General features: G+C 59.9%; 17 protein-coding genes. 10 read left to right on the plus strand and 7 right to left on the minus strand.

Going from position 1 to position 18,641, the window contains the following annotated elements; translation table 11 throughout:
• The 4 genes from GSQ93_RS23655 to GSQ93_RS23670 form a co-directional block, all read right to left on the minus strand.
• Positions 1 to 327, minus strand: a 327-nt coding sequence (locus GSQ93_RS23655; RefSeq protein WP_158938073.1) for a copper resistance CopC family protein, incomplete at its 3' end; no start/stop codon positions are given.
• A gap of 11 nt (positions 328 to 338) precedes the next feature.
• Positions 339 to 1,262 (minus strand): hypothetical protein, encoded by a 924-nt coding sequence (locus GSQ93_RS23660; RefSeq protein ID WP_158938074.1) that lies wholly within the window; start codon positions 1,260 to 1,262, stop codon positions 339 to 341.
• Positions 1,263 to 1,379: 117 nt separating this feature from the next.
• Positions 1,380 to 1,760 (minus strand): DUF2946 domain-containing protein, encoded by a 381-nt coding sequence (locus GSQ93_RS23665; RefSeq protein ID WP_158938075.1) that lies wholly within the window; start codon positions 1,758 to 1,760, stop codon positions 1,380 to 1,382.
• Between the two features lie 131 nt (positions 1,761 to 1,891).
• A complete protein-coding gene (locus GSQ93_RS23670; RefSeq protein WP_158938076.1) occupies positions 1,892 to 3,211 on the minus strand; it encodes an Nramp family divalent metal transporter in 1,320 nt (439 codons plus the stop codon).
• A gap of 191 nt (positions 3,212 to 3,402) precedes the next feature.
• Between GSQ93_RS23670 and GSQ93_RS23675 the strand changes: the two genes are divergently transcribed.
• Positions 3,403 to 4,425 (plus strand): beta-propeller fold lactonase family protein, encoded by a 1,023-nt coding sequence (locus GSQ93_RS23675; RefSeq protein WP_158938077.1) that lies wholly within the window; start codon positions 3,403 to 3,405, stop codon positions 4,423 to 4,425.
• A gap of 221 nt (positions 4,426 to 4,646) precedes the next feature.
• Here the strand turns inward: GSQ93_RS23675 and GSQ93_RS38765 are convergent, their stop codons facing one another.
• A complete protein-coding gene (locus tag GSQ93_RS38765; protein WP_367889777.1) occupies positions 4,647 to 4,778 on the minus strand; it encodes a type II toxin-antitoxin system Phd/YefM family antitoxin in 132 nt (43 codons plus the stop codon).
• A 410-nt stretch (positions 4,779 to 5,188) separates the two neighbouring features.
• Here GSQ93_RS38765 and GSQ93_RS23685 point away from each other — a divergent pair, with 410 nt between their 5' ends.
• The 9 genes from GSQ93_RS23685 to GSQ93_RS23725 all read left to right on the plus strand — a co-directional run bounded on the left by GSQ93_RS23685 (position 5,189) and on the right by GSQ93_RS23725 (position 15,505).
• The gene (locus GSQ93_RS23685) at positions 5,189 to 5,284 is read left to right on the plus strand and encodes a potassium-transporting ATPase subunit F (protein ID WP_056359778.1); all 96 of its coding nucleotides are present in this window, start codon (positions 5,189 to 5,191) and stop codon (positions 5,282 to 5,284) included.
• Positions 5,281 to 7,089 (plus strand): potassium-transporting ATPase subunit KdpA, encoded by a 1,809-nt coding sequence (kdpA, locus tag GSQ93_RS23690; RefSeq protein ID WP_158938078.1) that lies wholly within the window; start codon positions 5,281 to 5,283, stop codon positions 7,087 to 7,089. Before GSQ93_RS23685 ends, kdpA begins: the two co-directional genes overlap by 4 nt.
• A 132-nt stretch (positions 7,090 to 7,221) precedes the next feature.
• On the plus strand, positions 7,222 to 9,279 hold the full coding sequence (kdpB, locus tag GSQ93_RS23695) for a potassium-transporting ATPase subunit KdpB (protein ID WP_254074040.1): 2,058 nt from the start codon (positions 7,222 to 7,224) through the stop codon (positions 9,277 to 9,279).
• 87 nt (positions 9,280 to 9,366) lie between these two features.
• Complete coding sequence (kdpC, locus tag GSQ93_RS23700) at positions 9,367 to 9,948, plus strand: potassium-transporting ATPase subunit KdpC (protein ID WP_158938080.1); 582 nt, start codon at positions 9,367 to 9,369, stop codon at positions 9,946 to 9,948.
• A complete protein-coding gene (locus tag GSQ93_RS23705; RefSeq protein WP_158938081.1) occupies positions 9,948 to 12,740 on the plus strand; it encodes a sensor histidine kinase KdpD in 2,793 nt (930 codons plus the stop codon). The genes kdpC and GSQ93_RS23705 overlap by 1 nt, the downstream gene beginning before the upstream one ends.
• Complete coding sequence (gene kdpE, locus GSQ93_RS23710) at positions 12,737 to 13,435, plus strand: two-component system response regulator KdpE (protein ID WP_158938082.1); 699 nt, start codon at positions 12,737 to 12,739, stop codon at positions 13,433 to 13,435. Before GSQ93_RS23705 ends, kdpE begins: the two co-directional genes overlap by 4 nt.
• 528 nt (positions 13,436 to 13,963) lie before the next feature.
• Positions 13,964 to 14,569 carry a lytic transglycosylase domain-containing protein gene (locus GSQ93_RS23715; protein WP_254074011.1) on the plus strand — a complete coding sequence of 202 codons (606 nt, stop codon included), beginning with the start codon at positions 13,964 to 13,966 and terminating at the stop codon, positions 14,567 to 14,569.
• 94 nt (positions 14,570 to 14,663) lie between these two features.
• Positions 14,664 to 15,080 (plus strand): universal stress protein, encoded by a 417-nt coding sequence (locus GSQ93_RS23720; RefSeq protein ID WP_158938083.1) that lies wholly within the window; start codon positions 14,664 to 14,666, stop codon positions 15,078 to 15,080.
• Between the two features lie 80 nt (positions 15,081 to 15,160).
• Positions 15,161 to 15,505, plus strand: a complete 345-nt coding sequence (locus tag GSQ93_RS23725) for a hypothetical protein (protein WP_254074012.1) — start codon at positions 15,161 to 15,163, stop codon at positions 15,503 to 15,505.
• A gap of 237 nt (positions 15,506 to 15,742) precedes the next feature.
• Here GSQ93_RS23725 and GSQ93_RS23730 read toward each other — a convergent pair whose 3' ends face one another.
• Both GSQ93_RS23730 and GSQ93_RS23735 read right to left on the minus strand, forming a co-directional pair.
• Positions 15,743 to 17,125, minus strand: coding sequence for an amidohydrolase family protein (locus tag GSQ93_RS23730; protein WP_158938084.1), 1,383 nt, complete (start codon positions 17,123 to 17,125; stop codon positions 15,743 to 15,745).
• 78 nt (positions 17,126 to 17,203) lie between these two features.
• Positions 17,204 to 18,541 (minus strand): nucleobase:cation symporter-2 family protein, encoded by a 1,338-nt coding sequence (locus tag GSQ93_RS23735; protein ID WP_158938085.1) that lies wholly within the window; start codon positions 18,539 to 18,541, stop codon positions 17,204 to 17,206.
• Positions 18,542 to 18,641 lie beyond the last annotated feature (100 nt).

Genomic DNA, 18,641 nt, shown 5'->3' on the forward strand with positions numbered 1-18,641 from the left:
ATGCCCGTCGTCGGCAACGGCAATCCACGCGACCGAATAAGCACCGGGAGTCAACGCGTTCAGCGCAACCGACATGTGTTTCTTGTCCGCCGGATCAACCACTGACTTTGCGCTGGTGACGGGCTTGCCCTGCGCATCGGTGACGGCGATCGAGCTGAATGCGGGTTCGAGTCCATCGTCGAACTCGATCGCCACTTCCTTTTGCGAAGCCGACACGGTGGCTCCCGCTCCCGGTTCCTGATGTTGTGGATAGGCGTGCGCTTGAGCGAGCTGCGCACTCGCGAGAGCGGCTGTAGCGATCAACATGCGCACGGTGGCAGAATTCATAAGAGCGATTTTCATGGATTGAAGAGCGGCTTGCCGAGAGAAGCAGGGAAGATATCGTCGAAATAAAGATGCGCCTGAAGCAGGATCCCGACGTGATTGCCCGTCGCGCGATTGACCGGAATCTGCGCTTCGATCCCTAGCTGACCATAGCGGTTGAGCCAGATGAAACCAGGGTTGATGGTCCCGGTCGTATGGCCGGAACACGGACCCGCGGTGCAGGTGTTCATCGGGAACTCGACCACCGGAATCAGGTTGGCGAGCGGTTGCGGCAGGCCGAGGTCTTTCACCTGCTGCTGCAGATACGGAATGCTGTACTGCAGCGTCGTGCCCCAGTCGAGCGAGTTTGGTGACGATCGCGACGTCGTCAGGTTAGGTCCGATCTCACCCGTGATTGCGAATGGCTTCAGGAAGCCGAGACTCGAGGGAAGGTCGCCGAAGCCTTTGCCGAAATAGACCGTCGGCGTGATGGTGGAAGACGAATCTCCAATCGCGCGAGCACCCGTGCCGCCCAGTTCCGTGTTCACGCCGACTGATGCCATGAACTCATGGCGAGCGTTGGAGTAAGCCAGATACTTCAGGCCGAGCGTGACGTTGTCGAAGCCCTTTGCGGAGCCGCCGTTGGGCGCGTTCTGCGTGACGTAGGAACTGGCAATGCTGAAGGCCAGATTCGACGTGATCAGCTTGTCCCATTCGAACGAGGCGGTGTTGACGTTCATGCTGTCACCATCGTCGGTCGGGCTTTTGATGTGGCCGTACTGGAAGTCGAATTCATCGCCGACGCCGGGGTCGTCAACGGCCATCGTCGCCGGGAAAACCCGGTCGCCGACCACCGCATGCGCACATGCACCCGATGAACCCGCAAGGCAGGCAGCGCCAGCCGCCCATATAAGCGCGACGCGTGCAGGCGCCGCGTGCCGCTTAAGAAGCGTACGCATTGTGTTTCCTTTGTCATGATCGTTGTGAGCGCGCTATTAAGCGCCGTCGTGCAGGGCACGCGACGGCATCGCGCAGCGGTCAGCCGCGCGAACAATAGGCACGAAATGAGTCAGTGATCAGGAAAAGACAGGCGGCGCGCGAGGCTGGGCGGCAATGAAAAGCGGTAACGCGCGAACGGCTTCGCGTACCACGGGAAGCGGAGCACTAGTCACCGACACGGCAGCGGCAAAGGCCACTGCGGAACCGGTCAGAATGGGGAAGTGAGCGAGCAGGCCGCAATAAGCGCAAGCCTGCCAATGCAGCGCACCGGAGTGCGAGGAGGAGTCGTTGTTACCCGCTTCACTGAAGGCCGGGTCAGCCGAGCAATACGTGCTGAGCGCCTGGCCTAGCCGATCATGCGAGGCTAGCGCATGCGAGACCGTAGGCGCGATCGAAGTCATCAGGATTGCAAGCAATCCCAGGATACTTCCGATCTTCAGTAAGCGACGGCGGAACATGCTGTGATCAACACCGGGCGGTCGATGATATGGCGCCGATTATGCCACGCGTTAATCACTTCAAAACGCATTAATCGTCATGCGGCATCAAGCGCATACAGTGGCATGAGCCATGAGCGGTGACAGCGCACTCAGACGTTCGGCAAGCCGGGGATATCCACGCCGAATGTTTGCAGCAAGAGGATTACGTTGAGGGAAAGTACGGCGAAGGCCGCAACAATAGCCGCCGTTTTTATCAGTGTCCGGTTCTTGTACGAACCCATGACATCCTCGCGGCACGTGAACCACACGAGTGCCGCCATGGGAAACGGCAGCGCAAGACTGAGCACGACCTGACTCATGACCAGCGCTTGCGTGGCATTCACGCCCAGCCAGACCACGACAAAACTCGGCACCATCGTAATCGCGCGACGCAGCCATAGCGGGATGCGGAAGCCGACAAACCCCTGCATGATCATTTGACCCGCCATGGTGCCCACGACCGAACTGGAAATGCCCGACGCGATCAGCGACAGCAGGAAAATGCCCGCAGCGGCAATGCCTAACAACGGCGCAAGCGTGTGATAAGCGGTCTCGATCTCGGCCACTTCAGGATGACCCGAGTGAAACGCGCCGGATGCCATGATGACCATCGCCATGTTGATCAAGCCTGCAATGGTCAGCGCAATGATCACTTCCAGGTTGGAGAACGTGAGCAGCCTTTTGCGTTCGCCCTCAGTCTTGGGGGGATGGCGGCCCTGCGTGAGTCCCGAATGAAGAAAGAGTGCGTGTGGCATGACCGTCGCCCCTACGATACCCACCGCGATAGTCACGGCTTGCGCATCGGGCAAATCAGGCTTGAACAGATGCAGTCCGACCTGGCCCCAGGCGACCGGCGCAATGAAAAGCTCCGCAAGATAAGACAAGCCGATGATTCCGACCAGTGCGCCGATCACCAACTCCAGTGGCCGGTATCCCGCTTTCTCGAAGAACAGCAAGCCATACGTCACGATCGCCGTGACGATCATGCCGATCAACAAAGGCATGTGGAAAAGCAAACTCAGGCCGATTGCGCCGCCCAGGAATTCCGCCAGGTCGGTGGCCATGGCGGCGACTTCGCTGACTCCCCACATGACATAAACGAGCGGCTTGGGTAGATGATCCCGGCATAACTCCGCGAGATTGCGACCGGTGACAATGCCCAGTTTTGCGGAAAGTGCCTGGAATAGCATGGCTATGACGTTGGCCAGCAGCACAACCCACAATAATGCATACCCGTATCGCGCGCCGGCCTGAATGTTGGTCGCGAAATTGCCCGGGTCCATGTAAGCCACGGAGACGACCACTGCCGGTCCGGCAAAAGGCAGCAGCACCGACCAGCCCGTGCGGCGGCCTTCCAGCACATCGCGCATGGCGAGCGTCGTACTGTCGCTCATTGATCGGCTAGTTTCAGCGCGGACGCGGTCATCCATTGCTTGACTCAATACGTTAGAGATAAAAAGGTCGCTCGCGCGGACCGGCTTGCTGCGGCCACGGCTACGGCGGCAGAATCAATCAATCAATGCAGTGCTTCAGGCGCTTCTCTCGGCTGCAAACTAGTGGGTAAAGCTATCAGAGCACAGTTTCGGCTTTTTCGGGCCTTCTCATCGTTATTCCTTTCAATATGCTAAGCACTGCAATCAGAAACCTTTCGATAACGGCAGTTATTACCTTGCTATCGCATAACCTTGCGCTAGCGGATACTCCGGCCGCGCCTCAGCCGGCCGCCCCCAAAGTCATCGTGCTGGATTCCGGTGAGGCGCAACTCACCTTGATCGACGAAGCGAAGCACAAGGTCCTGGGTACCGAACCGACCGGCAAGGAACCGCATCACCTGATGATCACGCCGGATGGCAATTCGCTCATTGTCGCCGACTCGGTGTCGAATGATCTGATCTTTGTCGATCCGCGCAGCGGCAAGGTGCAAAAACGGGTGGAGGGCATAGAAGATCCATACCAGCTCGGCTTCTCTCCCGATCACAAATGGTTTGTCACGGCAGGCTTGAGACTGGACCGGGTCGATATTTATCGATACGACGGCCACGACCTCACAATCGCCAAGCGTATTCCGCTCGCTAAAACGCCCAGCCATATGACGTTTTCTTCGGATGCGAGCACGGTATTCGTGACGTTGCAGGATTCGGGCGAACTCGCGGCGATCGATCTGGCCACGCAAACGGTCAAGTGGAAAATCCCGGTTGGAAACACGCCGGCGGGTCTTTGGATGACGCCGGGTGATCAGGACTTGCTGGTTGGCATGACGGGTGAAGACGATGTCGCGGTTGTCGACTGGCACAAGCAGCAGGTCGTGAAACGCATTCAGACAGGCAAAGGCGCGCACAATTTTCGTAATCTCGACGACGGCAAGCATGTTGCCGTGACGAATCGCGTAGCGAGCACGATCAGCATCCTCGACTACACGACGTTGCAAAAGGTCGGTGACATAGATGGGCTATTGCCCGGACCGGACGACATGGAATTGTCCGCCGATCGCAAGACGCTTTGGGTGACGTTCCGGTTTGCGCGGCATGTTGGCGTGATCGATCTCACCAGCCGCAAGCTGATCGACACCATTGCCGTCGGTCGCTCGCCGCATGGGCTTTACTTTGCGGACCGGGCGCCCGTGTACGCACCGAATCCGGACTGACCATGCGCGGCGGTTTAATTCGGCCTGGTGTATTTTCAGGCGGCGCTAGAGGAGCCCTATGATTAGGGAAATCGTCGCGCAACTGGATAACGCGGTCTCTACGCTGCAGACGCTCTTATCGGCGCTCAAAAGCAGTAACCATGTCTATGGGTAAGGGCGCGTCGAAGTCGTCAGCAATTTTCGCCCTTCCTTTTAAGCCACCGAAACGGCGCGGAGCCGGGTCACCCTGAATGGGCCCTAAGCCTGGCAACGGGCTTGCCGGCCTTCGTAATGGTAATTTCTTCACCATTTGCCGCGGCATCGACAAGCTTGGAGAGACACTTCCTGGCGTCGCGAATATTGACGGTTCGCATATTTCTCCTGATGGGCTAATGCCCTGGTAATTCACCGCCGTCGGCGCGTAAGTTACCACGCCAGTCTCGTTTTTCTATTGTTTCTTCACGGGTAGCGCCTTGCCTGACAAGGCCGCATACCGGGCCGGCCACCCAACTCGGCTCCGCGCGCCGATAAATCCGCAAGCCCTCCGAACGCCCCCACGCCCCGCCTGGCTCCCCCCGCGTCTTTACACTTTCTTTATATCCCTGGCAGTTCTCTTTTCCGGCCGTTTACGCGCGATCAACTAACCTTCAGCACGTCCAAATCCGCTACGGGAGATCAAAACAATGGACCTGATATATATCGCCGGCATCATCGCCTTCTGGGTAGTGTGCGCGGCCCTGACCATCGGTTGCGACAAATTGCGTCGCGCCCCGGGAGGTCGCCCATGACCACCTGGATGCTTGTGCTGGCAGGTGCTTCGACTCTGCTCTTGTTCGTGTACCTCGTGTACGCACTACTGCGTGCGGAGGATCTGGAATGAACGCTAATACCGTATTTCAAACAGGCCTTTATATCGTCGTGCTGATCGCGCTTGCGATCCCGCTCGGTCGATATATGACCTCCGTGCTCGATGGCTCGTCAGTCGTTGTTCGACGCATCGGCCGTCCAGTCGAAAAGCTGCTTTACAAGCTTGCCGGCGTGGACGACAAGTCTGAAATGTCGTGGAAGCATTACGCATTCGCCGTGCTTGCGTTCAACGCACTCGGCGCGCTCGTCGTGTTTGGTTTCCTGCGCTTGCAACAGTGGCTGCCGTCCAACCCGCAGGCCTTCGGTCCGATGACCCCGGATGCCGCGTTCAACACGGCTGTCAGCTTCGTGACCAATACGAACTGGCAAGACTACACGCCTGAGTCGACCGCAAGCTATCTCTCGCAGATGGTTGGCCTGACCGTGCAGAACTTCTTCTCGGCCGCGACCGGCATTGCCGTTGTCGTCGCGCTGATTCGTGGCTTCGCACGTCATACGGCCACGACTATCGGCAACTTCTGGGTCGACATCACGCGTATCACGCTGTACATCCTCGCCCCTCTGGCGACGGTCATCGCGCTGGTGTTCGTGAGCCAGGGCGCGATCCAGAACTTCCAGTCGTACCAGGATGTCGCCACGGTTCAAGTGACGACCTACCAGACGCCGAAGACGGACGCACAGGGGAACCCGGTCAAGGATGCCAAGGGCAATCCGGTGATGGTGGACAACAAGGCTGACAAGCAGACGATCGCGATGGGCCCCGTTGCCTCGCAAGAAGCGATCAAGATGCTCGGCACGAATGGCGGCGGGTTCTTTAACGCCAACTCCGCTCATCCGTACGAAAACCCGACGCCGTTCTCGAACTTCGTCCAGATGATCGCCATGCTCGTCATTCCGGCGGCACTGTGCGTGGTGTTCGGACGCATGGTGGGCGACAAGCGGCAGGGCTACGCCATCCTCGCTGCAATGACTATTGCCTTCACCATTGCTTGTTGGGGAGAAATCTCATTCGAGCAGGCCGGCAATCCGCTGTTCACGTCGTTGCATGTCGATCAAAGCGCTTCCGCGATGCAGGCAGGCGGTAACGCCGAAGGCAAGGAAACCCGCTTCGGCATTGCGCAGTCGGGCATCTTCACGGTCGCCACCACGGCTGCATCGTGCGGTGCCGTGAACAACGCGCATGACTCGCTGACGCCAATGGGCGGCTTCGTACCGCTGTTGCTGATCCAGTTGGGTGAAGTGATCTTCGGCGGCGTGGGGTCCGGCTTATACGGCATGCTCGTCTTCGCCATGCTCGCGGTGTTCGTCGCCGGCCTGATGATCGGTCGCACGCCTGAATACATCGGCAAGAAGATTGAGTCGTACGAGATGAAGATGGTCGCGATCGTCGTGTTGCTGACGCCGTTCCTGGTGCTGCTTGGTGCGTCGATTGGCGTGCTGACGGCAGCGGGCCAAGCGGGCATATCGAACCCAGGGCCGCACGGTTTCTCCGAGATTCTCTACGCCTATAGCTCGGCTGCAAATAACAACGGCAGCGCCTTCGCGGGCCTCACGGTCAGCACGCCGTTCTACAACATCTCGACCGGCATTGCCATGTGGTTCGGCCGCTTCGGTTCGATCATCCCGGTGCTGGCCATTGCCGGTGCGCTTGCCGCTAAAAAGCGTATTGCGACGACCGCAGGCAGCTTGCCGACACATGGTCCGCTGTTTGTCGTGTTGCTGCTCGGCACTGTTGTGCTGGTAGGTGCATTGACCTACGTACCCGCGCTCGCACTGGGTCCCGTGGTCGAGCATCTCATGATGCTCTCGGGCAAATAAGCGGTCACTGATACAGAGGAAAGTATGAACACAATTGTCAAACCGCCAGTGAAGTCGCCGAACAACGCGCCGAACAAGGCACCGGAGAAAACGCCGGAGTCGGGTGGCCATTCACGCTCGGCAGCCCGTTCGATGTTCGACCCCGCTATCGTCATGCCGGCGATTGCGGACTCGTTCAGGAAACTGGGCCCGCGTCACCAGTTACGCAACCCGGTGATGTTCTGCGTGTATATCGGCAGCATCCTGACCACGGTGCTATGGGTCGCGGCCCTCTCGGGCCAGGCTGAAGCACCGGCGGGATTTATTCTCGCGGTCTCGCTGTGGCTGTGGTTCACGGTGCTGTTCGCGAACTTCGCTGAAGCCTTGGCCGAGGGTCGCTCGAAAGCGCAGGCGGCCTCGCTGCGCAGCGCCAAGCGCGACGTGATGGCGAAGAAGCTGGAATCGGCCAACCCGAAGTCGTCGATGCGCATTACGACGGCAACGGAGTTGCGCAAAGGCGATATCGTGCTGGTCGAAACGGGTGACGTCATCCCGGCGGACGGCGAGGTAATCGACGGCGTGGCCTCAGTCGACGAGTCCGCGATCACGGGCGAATCCGCCCCGGTGATCCGCGAATCGGGCGGTGACTTTACCGCAGTAACGGGTGGTACTCGTGTGCTGTCGGACTGGATCGTGGTGCGCGTGACGGTCAATCCGGGCGAAGCGTTTCTCGACCGCATGATCGCGATGGTGGAAGGCGCCAAGCGTCAAAAAACGCCTAACGAAATCGCGTTGACCATCTTGCTCGTGGCACTGAGCCTGGTGCTGTTGTTCGCGACCGCCACGCTGCTGCCGTTCTCGATGTTTTCGGTCTCCGCAGTAAAGGCCGGTCACGTGGTGACAATCACCGCGCTGGCCGCCTTGCTGGTCTGCCTGATCCCGACCACCATCGGCGGACTGTTGTCTGCCATCGGTGTGGCGGGTATGAGCCGGATGATGCAGGCAAACGTGATAGCGACTTCCGGCCGTGCAGTGGAAGCAGCGGGTGACGTCGACGTGCTGCTGCTCGACAAGACCGGCACGATCACGTTCGGCAACCGGCAAGCTTCGAGCTTCGTGCCCGCTCCGGGCGTCTCCGAGCAGGATCTCGCCGATGCGGCGCAGCTTTCGTCGCTTGCTGACGAAACGCCTGAGGGACGCAGTATCGTCGTGCTCGCGAAAGAGCGCTTCAACATACGTCAGCGTGAAATGGCGTCGCTGCACGCGACCTTCCTGGGCTTCACCGCGCAGACGCGCATGAGCGGCGTCGACTTGCCTGATCGTGAGATTCGCAAGGGTGCGGCCGAGTCGGTCAAGGCCTATGTTGAACGTCATGGCGGCCGTTATCCGCAGGAAGTATCGAATGCGGTCGATGAAATCGCACGTCGCGGCAGCACGCCGCTGGTGGTTGCCGACCGGCGCGAAGAAGGGGCGCGTGTCCTCGGTGTGATCGAGCTGAAGGACATCGTCAAGGGCGGCATTAAGGAACGTTTCGCCGAGCTGCGCAAGATGGGTATCAAGACCGTGATGGTGACGGGCGATAACCGCCTGACCGCTGCGGCGATTGCGGCTGAAGCGGGTGTTGACGACTTCCTCGCGGAAGCTACGCCTGAGGCGAAGCTGGCGACCATCCGCAGTTATCAGGCGGAAGGGCGGCTGGTTGCAATGACCGGCGACGGCACCAACGACGCACCAGCGCTGGCGCAAGCCGACGTGGCCGTGGCGATGAACACCGGCACGCAGGCGGCGAAGGAAGCCGGCAACATGGTCGACCTCGATTCGAATCCGACCAAGCTGATCGAGATTGTCGAGATCGGCAAGCAGATGCTGATGACGCGCGGCTCGCTGACGACGTTTTCGATCGCCAACGACGTGGCCAAGTACTTCGCCATTATTCCGGCCGCGTTTGCATCGACGTACCCGCAATTGCGTGTGCTCGACATCATGCATCTGACGTCGCCGTCGTCTGCCATCTTGTCCGCCGTGATCTTTAACGCGTTGATCATCGTGTTCCTGATCCCGCTGGCACTGAAGGGCGTGAAGTACCGGCCGCTGGGCGCCGCGGCATTGCTGCGCCGCAATCTGCTGGTGTATGGCCTCGGCGGGATCTTGCTGCCGTTCCCGTTCATCAAGATCATCGACATGATTCTGACGGCATGTGGCTGGGCCTGACCGGCACAGGCAGCAGTTAATTTTGCTTATGCATAGCTAGCTGCTGCCACCTTCGGTCTCAATACAATCTAACTGGATTGAATCATCATGAAAAATATCCTTCGTCCTGTGCTCGTGTTGTTCGCGGCATTGACCGTGGTGACCGGGCTGGTGTATCCGATCGTGGTCACCGCCGTCTCGCATGCCGCCTTTGCGAGCCAGGCAAACGGTAGTCTGATCGAGAAGAACGGCAAGCTGGTCGGATCCGAACTGCTGGGTCAGCAATTCGATGCACCGGGCTATTTCTGGGGCCGCCTCTCGGCAACTTCGCCGAACCCCTACAACCCGCAAGGCTCGAGTGCTTCGAACCTTGGCCCGACGAACCCGGCGCTCGCGGATGAAGTGAAAGGACGCATCAGCGCCTTGCACGACGCGGACCCGACGAACACCGCGCCAGTACCGGTCGACCTCGTCACGTCGTCAGGCAGTGGACTGGACCCGGAGATCAGCCCGGCTGCTGCTGCCTATCAGATCGACCGTGTTGCGAAGGCCCGCAAGCTGTCGCACAACGACGTCGATGCACTGGTTCAACGCGAAACGAGCGGCCGTCAGTTCGGCATTCTCGGCGAGGCACGCGTGAACGTGCTGAAGCTGAATTTGGCGCTTGACGAACTGAAGCCCGCAAGCTGATGGACCGCCCCGATCCCGACGAGCTGCTCGACAAGATCCAGCGCGACGAAGAGAAGAAGCAGCGCGGCAGGCTGAAGATTTTCTTCGGTGCATCAGCCGGTGTGGGGAAGACCTATGCCATGTTGCAGGCCGGGCACCGTCGTCGTGAGGAGGGTATTGATACGGTCGTCGGGATTGTCGAGACACACGGCCGCAAGGAGACCCTTGCGCTCGTGGAGGGGCTGGATGCCGTACCGCTGACGCCGTACGAATACCGCGACCGGAAGCTGCCCGAATTCGACCTCGACGGGGCACTTGCACGCAAGCCGCAACTGATTCTTGTCGATGAACTCGCGCATTCAAACGTGCAGGGCGCCCGTCACCTTAAACGGTGGCAGGACGTGTACGAGTTGCTCGACGCAGGTATCGACGTGTACACCACCGTCAACGTCCAGCATCTTGAGAGCCTGAACGATATCGTCGGGCAGATCACGGGTATCCGAGTATGGGAAACCGTGCCGGACCGCGTGTTCGATCTCGCCGATGAAGTCACTCTGGTGGACCTGCCAGCCGAAGAGTTGCTGGACCGCTTGAGGGACGGAAAAGTTTATATGCCGCAGCAAGCGGCAAACGCGGTCAAGAATTTCTTCCGCAAAGGTAACCTGATCGCATTGCGCGAACTGGCGCTGCGTCGCACGGCCGACCGCGTGGATGCACAGATGCGCGAGTATCGCGCCGATCAGTCCATTAGCCGGATCTGGCAGGCTCGCGAGCGACTTATCGCGTGCATTGGGCCGGGGCCTGAGAGTGCCACGCTGGTTCGCTCGGCAGCACGTCTTGCTGCGAGCCTCAAGGCGGACTGGCTGGCGGTATACGTTGAAACACCCAAGCTGCAGCGGCTGCCTGACGTGTGGCGCAAGCGCACGCTGGATGCGCTCAAGCTGGCGTCCGAGTTGGGTGCCGAGACAGTGACCCTTGACGGCGCCGACGCGGCCGCCACGCTGGTTGCGTACGCGCGCATGCGCAACGTGTCCAAGATCGTGGCGGGGGCGTCAGACGCACCGGGCTGGCGGCGTGTCTTTGATCAGCCCGTTGCCGAAGCGCTCGTGCACCATGCACACGATATCGACGTGACGCTGGTGGGCGTGAAAGCGGCCAAGGAAGGCCGTGAGCGCGACGCAAGCGTTCCGGTGTTCGCCTCTGTCCGTAACGAAGCCCGTTCTTCGCCCAACGCCTATTTTTACGCGGCGGCTATTGGTGTCGCGATTACGGCGCTGGCGAGCTTGCTGTCGCGCCATATCGATCTCACGAACCTCGTGATGTTGTATCTGCTCGGCGTGGTTTTTGCAGCGGTTCGACTCGGACGAGGTCCCGGCGTCCTTCTCTCATTCCTGAGCGTCGCGGCATTCGACTTCTTCTTTGTGCCGCCACAGCTTTCCTTTTCTGTTTCAGATACGCAGTACCTGCTGACGTTCTTCGTGATGTTACTGACCTCGCTCACGATCAGCCATCTGACTTCGAACCTTCGGCGTCAGGCTCGCGTAGCCTCGTTGCGCGAGCGGCGCACGGGCGCCATGTATGCGATGACGCGCGAACTGGGCGGCGCGTTGATGACCGAACAGATCATCGAGATTGGGACGCGCCACGTAGGAGAGATCTTCCAGGCGAAAGTCGCGATTCTGCTGCCTGACAGCTCGGAAAAGATTCGGCAGAAAGTGGACGACCCCAATCCGCAGTTTACGCTCGATGCAGCCGATCTTGATATCGACATCGGCCAGTGGGTTTATGACCAACAAAAACCTGCGGGACGCGGCACGGACACGCTGCCGGCCAGCAATGCGCTTTACCTGCCACTGAAAGCGCCGATGCGCACACGCGGTGTCCTAGCGCTTATCACCGCCCATGCAGCCGAGCTTGCAGTCCCTGAACAGCAACGCATGATCGACACCTTCGCTTCTCAGATCGCGCTCGCGCTCGAACGTGTCCACTACGTCGAGATCGCGCAGGATGCGTTGGTCAACATGGAGTCGGAGCGTATGCGCAACTCACTGCTCTCCGCTATCTCGCACGATTTGCGCACACCGCTGACCTCGATCGTCGGATTTGCGTCGGTGCTGGAGGAGCAGCAACGCATTCACACCGGCTCAGCCGATACCGCGCGCGAGCTGGTGCATGCCATCCACGAGGAAGCACTGCGCATGAGCGGGCTGGTGACGAATCTGCTCGACATGGCGCGGCTCCAGGCCGGCAGCATCCGACTTAACCGGCAATGGTTGATGCTGGAAGAGGTGGTGGGCGCGGCGCTTGCCGTATGCCGCCGCACGCTTGCCGGGCACACGGTGCGGGTTCGTGTTCCGGCCGACCTTCCGTTGATACAACTGGACGCGGTTCTGATGGAACGGCTGCTCGCCAACCTGTTTGAGAACGCGGCGAAATACACGCCGCGCGATTCATCGCTGTCTATCCACGCAGCGGTCGAACAGCATTCGGGCGAGCGTTACGTGAGGGTTTGCGTCGACGATAACGGCCCGGGTCTGCCTGCGGGCATACAACAAACGCTCTTCGATAAATTCACGCGCGGGGAGAAGGAATCCGCGATGCCGGGGATTGGTCTGGGTCTTGCAATCTGCCGGGCGATCGTGGAGGCGCATGGCGGAAAGATCGGCGCTGAGAACAGGGCGGATGGTGAAGGGAAGGTGTTGGGCGCAAGGTTCTGGTTCACGTTGCCGGCCGATCAGACGCCGCCCTTCGAGACGCTTCCTGAGGAAAATGGTGACGGCCCGGACGCTGCCGTGCATACGGATATTCCATGAGCGAGCCTACGTTGACCATTGTCGTCATAGAAGACGACAAGCAGATTCGCCGTTTCGTCAGAAGCACGCTTGAAGCGCAGGGCATGACCGTATTCGAAGCTGAAACGGGACAGCAGGGTTTGCGCGAAGCCGCTTTTCGGCTGCCTGATCTTATAGTCATTGACCTTGGCTTGCCGGACACGGACGGTATCGATGTGATTCGTGAACTGCGTACCTGGACCGAACAACCGTTGATCGTGCTCTCGGCGCGCACTCACGAAGACGCGAAGGTGGCAGCGCTGGATGCAGGCGCGGACGACTATCTGACGAAGCCATTCGGTGTGTCGGAGTTGCTCGCGCGAATCCGTGCGCAGCTGAGACGGCGTAACCGTGGCGGGCAGCAGGAGACACCGCAGGTTCGGTTTGGGCCGGTATCGGTGGATCTGTCTGAAAGGCGTGTCACGCGTAACGGTGAGCTGGTTCATCTCACGCCGATTGAATACAGGCTGCTGACTACGCTGGTGCGTCACGCCGGCCGGGTGATTACGCATCAGCAATTGCTGCGTGAAGTGTGGGGCCCCGCGTATGTGGAGAACCAGCATTATCTGCGCGTCTATATGGGACACCTTCGCCACAAGCTCGAGCTTGATCCGGCGCAGCCGGTTCATATTGTGACGGAGACTGGGGTCGGCTATCGGCTTGTGGGTGCGCAGTAGCGCGTAGGTTTTACGCGTTGTGTAGCGGCGTTCGCATAAGCGTTTGACGGCGCAACGACCGCTTAAGGGAAAAGCGCAAACGGCAGTGTAGCCGCGATATAAACCGCCAGACCAGTCGATGGCAGACCTAACGTTATGGCTATTGCGGCAAGAACGGTCCCGCCCAGCGACACAGCAAGCAGCGTTCGCTGACGGGTTTTCCGCCCAGCGACGTTCGATCGTGTGGCGTCATGATCCGGCTCGTTTTGTTTGGAAGTGCGCTTCCAAAACGTCAGGGCGTGCATGGTGTTGACTCTCTTGATGGAGACCAAAAGTGTCGCTCTGCTCGCGCAATGACGGCGTTTAAATGGCGCAGGAGAGCGTATAGGTTTCATCAATTCGACGTTGGATGGCCACGTCTTGACGCGTTCTTGATACGGCATGGTCCGCTTTTATCCCGATCGATACGCCCGGCGGCGTAGCCTTCCGGGACGCAAACGAGAAGGGACCGTGATGCATGAGTACCAGTCAAAAAAATCAAGGCGACGGTTGTACGCGAAATTTGTCCTCTGCGCGTTTTCGTTGATGGCCGCAAGCGCGGCATATGCAACCGATGCAAGCGACGCGACCAATGGCCAGCCGGTGCCTGACGTGCAAATATCGGCAAGTATTGAATCCTCGCCTAGCGAATCGCCACAGGTTGCAAATGTAGCGGCGGTGTTATGGCGGCAGTTCCGAGTGGCGCGGCAGGAGGCCACGCTGATTGCGCGTGCGGTCATCAGCGCAGCAAACGAATATGCAATGTCGCCCGTGCTATTGCTCGCGGTCATTGCAACCGAGTCAGGGTTCGACCGGCAGGCGGTCAGCGTTGCCGGCGCGCAGGGGCTGATGCAGATCCTCCCGGCCGCTCATCCGCAGGTATTTGCATCGGGCAACGATATGACCGAGCCCGCCGAGAACGTGCGCATAGGTTCTTCGATCTTGCGCGAGTATCTCGACGCGTCGGGCGGCGACTTGGGCGTCGCGCTCAAGCGGTACAGCGGCGGCGGCAAGGGATATGCCCAACGTGTGGCTTTTCGTATGAAACAGTTCTCGGCCAGCCTGAAAACGCCGCCAGACGATGCAGCCAAGGTGGCGCTTGTACGGTCGCCTTGACACAATTTTTATGCTGCAGGCTCGAAACGCTGCTCGCGGTTAACACGGGACCTGCTGTAATGAAGTTGTAGTCATAGCTGAAACGGGGACGCTTATGTTACGGGTACTCATACCGGTGATAAACAAGGAAGGCGCACTTCAGGCCGCACGGCATGCTGCATTTCTTTTCGCCGAGCACTGCGTGTCCGAGGTCGAGTTGATGGAGGTGCTTGAACCGCCGGACCAGGGGCGTGCCAGTGCGTTTCATTCGCGTGGCGCGCTGCGCTTGCAGGAAAAGCGCGCGATGCTGAGCGCGCTCAGCGAGACACGCGCCATTCTGGACGACGCGGGGGTTCCGTATCACTGGTCGCGCGTGTATGGGCCAATAGCTGGAACCATTGCAGCGCGCGTGGCTGAAAAATGCTCGGACATTGTCCTGGTCGATGCCAGTCACCTGGGCTTTCTTACCCGATGGTGGGTGATGAACAAGTTGTGGCGCAGCATGCAAACCCCGGTGACGATGGTTCACTAGGCAGTAGGGCAATAAGCTTGAAACCAAGCACGACGATCAAGAACTAACATTTACCCGCGTTCAGACAAGAGTACACAATCGTGTTAAAGCTTCATACGGCCATGCGGATTAGAGGCATGGCGAAGGTGGTGTGCGTCGCTATCGTGGCGAACCAGGTTTTGACCATGGCATTCGCGTATGCGGTGCAGCAGCTCGATCCGAGTGCGCCGAGTCTTATCACGACCATTTTCAGTTTCCTGACGTGCGGTCTCGTGAGCATATGGCTGCAGTCAGACGCACGGCGTGCATATTTGCTGGCGCGCGAGAAGGGCTGTATCACGCCCGTGGACAAGACCAACCCGGCGCTCAAGATCGCGCCCGATTGTCCGAAGTTGTGGCTGGTGGTTTTGCACATCGAAATGAATCCGGCTGCGGTGGGACTTTAAGCCGCTGGATTGATAGCAACAGCTTAGTAGGGCATGCGGTATTTGTGATGCGTACTGGCTCAAGCATGATGAGACTGACTGTCGCGCACGAGTTGTCCGCGCGCTTCCGAACCGGTCGCTGGCTCTTGGCAGCGGCGAGTGCAAAACCAGACACGTTGCCCAGACTTCTTTGCTTGCACATTAGAAAAGCGCGCAAGCAAACGAGGCCTGAGACATACCTTTCATACCCGCACCATCCTATGCAAGCAAACGCTTTACCCCCTCTCTTGCGTCCCGTCGAAGCTCATCCAGATCCAGCCCGGGGATCACTCCGTCGTCGACTACAACGCGGCCATTCGCGATGCTGTATCGAACTTTGCTTGGCTCGCCGGCCGCCACCGGCGCGATCGCCATATCGTGAAAACCGTTGAAACGCAGCGCGTCGACGTCGTACAGCACCAGGTCTGCCGCCTTGCCCACTTCCAGCGTACCAACCGCATCCAGACCCAGCACGCCCGCGCCGCCGGCCGTCCCCCAGTGAATGGTTTCTTCCACGGTAGTGGCGGATACCTGTTGCGCCGCACGGTGCAATAACCAGGCGAAATGCGCTTCGTTGGTCATGCTCCCGGACTCGTTCGAGGCCACGCCGTCCACGCCCAGTGACATGGGCACGCCTGCTGCCGCCATCTGCGGCGCGGGCGCAATACCGCTGCCAAGCCGCGCGTTGCTGACCGGGCAATGCGAGCAACCGGACCCCGTCTCCGCGAGCATGGCGATCTCGCCGGGTTCCAGATGAACCAGATGGGCGAACCATACATCTGGCCCAAGCCATTCATGCTCCGCGACAAACTCGACGGGCAGCATGTCGAATTTCTCCCGGCAGAAGTCGACGTAGCGACGCGTCTCGGACAAGTGCGTATGCAGACGCAAGCCCATGCCGCGTGCTGCGCGTGCGATCTCCGGCAACAGCGCGGGCGGCAACGAAAAGGTCGGCGTGGTGGGCGCGACCACGACCCGGCGCATGGAGTCGGGGCGGGCATCGTGATAGCGGGACTTCAGGCGCTCGATGTCGCCGAGCATCTGATCAATTGACTCCGGCTGCAACACGCTGTCCGCAAACCCCGGATGGTCACCCGCGGCCTGAAGTGCGCCACCGCGGCACAGCACGAAGCGCATGCCGAACGCAGCGGCTTCCTCAAACAGGATGTCGCCGGTTTCGGTCGTGCCGTTTGCATGGTAAAGATAATGGTGATCGGCGCAGGTCGTCACACCCGAGAGCAGGAGTTCCGCCAGCCCCAACCGGGCGGCGATGCGAGCCAGGTCGGGTGTAAAGCGCGCGAGGCGAGGGTACGGCACCGCAGCAAGCCATTCCTGGAGATCTGCGTTGATACCGGCGGGGACCGCCTTCAACAAGTTCTGGAACAGGTGATGATGCGTGTTGACCCACCCCGGGTAGACGACGCAGGAACTGGCGTCGATGACTCTTTCGTTTTCTCTCGCCACGAGTTGCGGACCGATCTCCTCGATCCGTCCCGCGCGAATGCGCAGGTCGACTTGACCGAGCCGGGCATGTTCGCCACGCAGGCCGCTCATGACAGCAAGAGGATTCCTGATCAACAGGGCTTCGTTTCGGGTGCTCACGTTTGTTTCTCCTTGCAATGCTTGTGCTGTGCGGCGGCGTAGCGACGGCCACCGTGCATGGATTTAGCGGGGTCTGGTTTATTCCCGGACCAGCTGATGCGTCTCGACCACGACCTCCTCATGCGCGCCGTTAAGCACCGCATTGAGGGCCACGGAGACGAGACAGGCGAGCACGACACCGCTATGCAGGAACGGCTGGGTCCACTCGGGCATCTGCTTAAATACCTCAGGAGCCATCACGGGAATCAGCGCCGTCGCGATCGTGAAACCTACGATCAATACGTTGTATCGATTGCTTTCGAAGTCGACCTTCGAGAGCGTCTGCACGCCCGCTGCCACGACGACGCCGAACATCGCGATCCCCGCTCCGCCGAGCGCGGCGGCAGGCGTCGCTGCGACGACCGCGCCTATCTTCGGCACCAGGGCCACGACGCACATCAACGCACCACTTGTGGCAACGACCCAGCGGCTTCGCACACCCGTGAGGATCACGAGCCCGACGTTCTCCATGAACGCGATAAACGGAAATGCCGCGAACATTCCTGCGATGGCGCTGGCAAGGCCGTTAGCGCGCAGGCCACGCACGACGTCTTCTTCGGTGACCTGCTTGTCGACAATGCCGCCGATCGCGATGAAGAGCCCCATTGACTCGACCATCTGCACGACCATGACAACGATCATGGTCAGCACCGGTACGACGGCGAATACCGGCGTGCCGAAGTGGAACGGATAAGGTACGGTGAACCACGGTGCGCTCCTGACACCGCTGTAGTTCCCCATCCCTAGCAGACACGCGACGATCCCGCCGGCAATGAGCCCGATCAACACCGACAGGTTGCGCAGGAACGGCGAGCCGAAGCGATTGACCGCGAGTATCACGAGGGCGACGAACAGCGCGACCAACAAGAATGGCGATGCGCCAAATTGTGGGTTTTGCCGTCCGCCTGCTGCCCACTCGTAGGCCACCGGAAACAACTGCAAGCCGATCACGGTCACGATGCAACCGGTCACGACGGGAGGAAAGAAGCGTCGCAGCCGGCCGACCAAAGGGGCTGCGAACAAGGTGAATAAACCCGCCCCGATCACGGCGCCGCACACGCCCGCAAAGCCGACATTCGGATTCGAGCCAATGGCGATCACCGGTCCGACACTGCTGAACGCAACGCCTTGCAGGATCGGCAAACGCACGCCGAATTTCCAGAAGCCGATGGTCTGCAGGAGTGTCGAGATACCCGAGCAAAAGAGCGCGGTGCTGATCAGGACGGTCGTGTCGGCGGCCGACATCTTGAGCGCCGACGCGACGATGAGCGGCACGGCAATCGCGCCGATATAAGCCACCAGCATGTGCTGCAATCCGAGCGTAATCATCTGGCGCTTCGGCAGGCGCTGATCGACAGGGTGTGGGGCGGTGTTCATCGAATGTCTCCTGAATTTTCGTTATTGACCAGCCCGCGGTCCGCGACCCACGGTCTGCGGCACATGTGCTCGCGCTGTTTTGGCAGCATTCGCGCCACGA

The sequence above is a fragment of the Burkholderia sp. S171 genome (genome assembly GCF_009766085.1).
GTDB lineage: Bacteria > Pseudomonadota > Gammaproteobacteria > Burkholderiales > Burkholderiaceae > Caballeronia.

Bases quoted from the DNA above. Each gene is read 5' to 3' on its own strand.
- GSQ93_RS23660 (WP_158938074.1), bottom strand. From the start codon at position 1,262: ATGCGTACGCTTCTTAAGCGGCACGCGGCGCCTGCACGCGTCGCGCTT.
- GSQ93_RS23665 (WP_158938075.1), bottom strand. From the start codon at position 1,760: ATGTTCCGCCGTCGCTTACTGAAGATCGGAAGTATCCTGGGATTGCTT.
- GSQ93_RS23670 (WP_158938076.1), bottom strand. From the start codon at position 3,211: ATGGATGACCGCGTCCGCGCTGAAACTAGCCGATCAATGAGCGACAGT.
- GSQ93_RS23675 (WP_158938077.1), top strand. From the start codon at position 3,403: ATGCTAAGCACTGCAATCAGAAACCTTTCGATAACGGCAGTTATTACC.
- GSQ93_RS38765 (WP_367889777.1), bottom strand. From the start codon at position 4,778: ATGCGAACCGTCAATATTCGCGACGCCAGGAAGTGTCTCTCCAAGCTT.
- GSQ93_RS23685 (WP_056359778.1), top strand. From the start codon at position 5,189: ATGACCACCTGGATGCTTGTGCTGGCAGGTGCTTCGACTCTGCTCTTG.
- kdpA (WP_158938078.1), top strand. From the start codon at position 5,281: ATGAACGCTAATACCGTATTTCAAACAGGCCTTTATATCGTCGTGCTG.
- kdpB (WP_254074040.1), top strand. From the start codon at position 7,222: ATGTTCGACCCCGCTATCGTCATGCCGGCGATTGCGGACTCGTTCAGG.
- kdpC (WP_158938080.1), top strand. From the start codon at position 9,367: ATGAAAAATATCCTTCGTCCTGTGCTCGTGTTGTTCGCGGCATTGACC.
- GSQ93_RS23705 (WP_158938081.1), top strand. From the start codon at position 9,948: ATGGACCGCCCCGATCCCGACGAGCTGCTCGACAAGATCCAGCGCGAC.
- kdpE (WP_158938082.1), top strand. From the start codon at position 12,737: ATGAGCGAGCCTACGTTGACCATTGTCGTCATAGAAGACGACAAGCAG.
- GSQ93_RS23720 (WP_158938083.1), top strand. From the start codon at position 14,664: ATGTTACGGGTACTCATACCGGTGATAAACAAGGAAGGCGCACTTCAG.
- GSQ93_RS23735 (WP_158938085.1), bottom strand. From the start codon at position 18,541: ATGAACACCGCCCCACACCCTGTCGATCAGCGCCTGCCGAAGCGCCAG.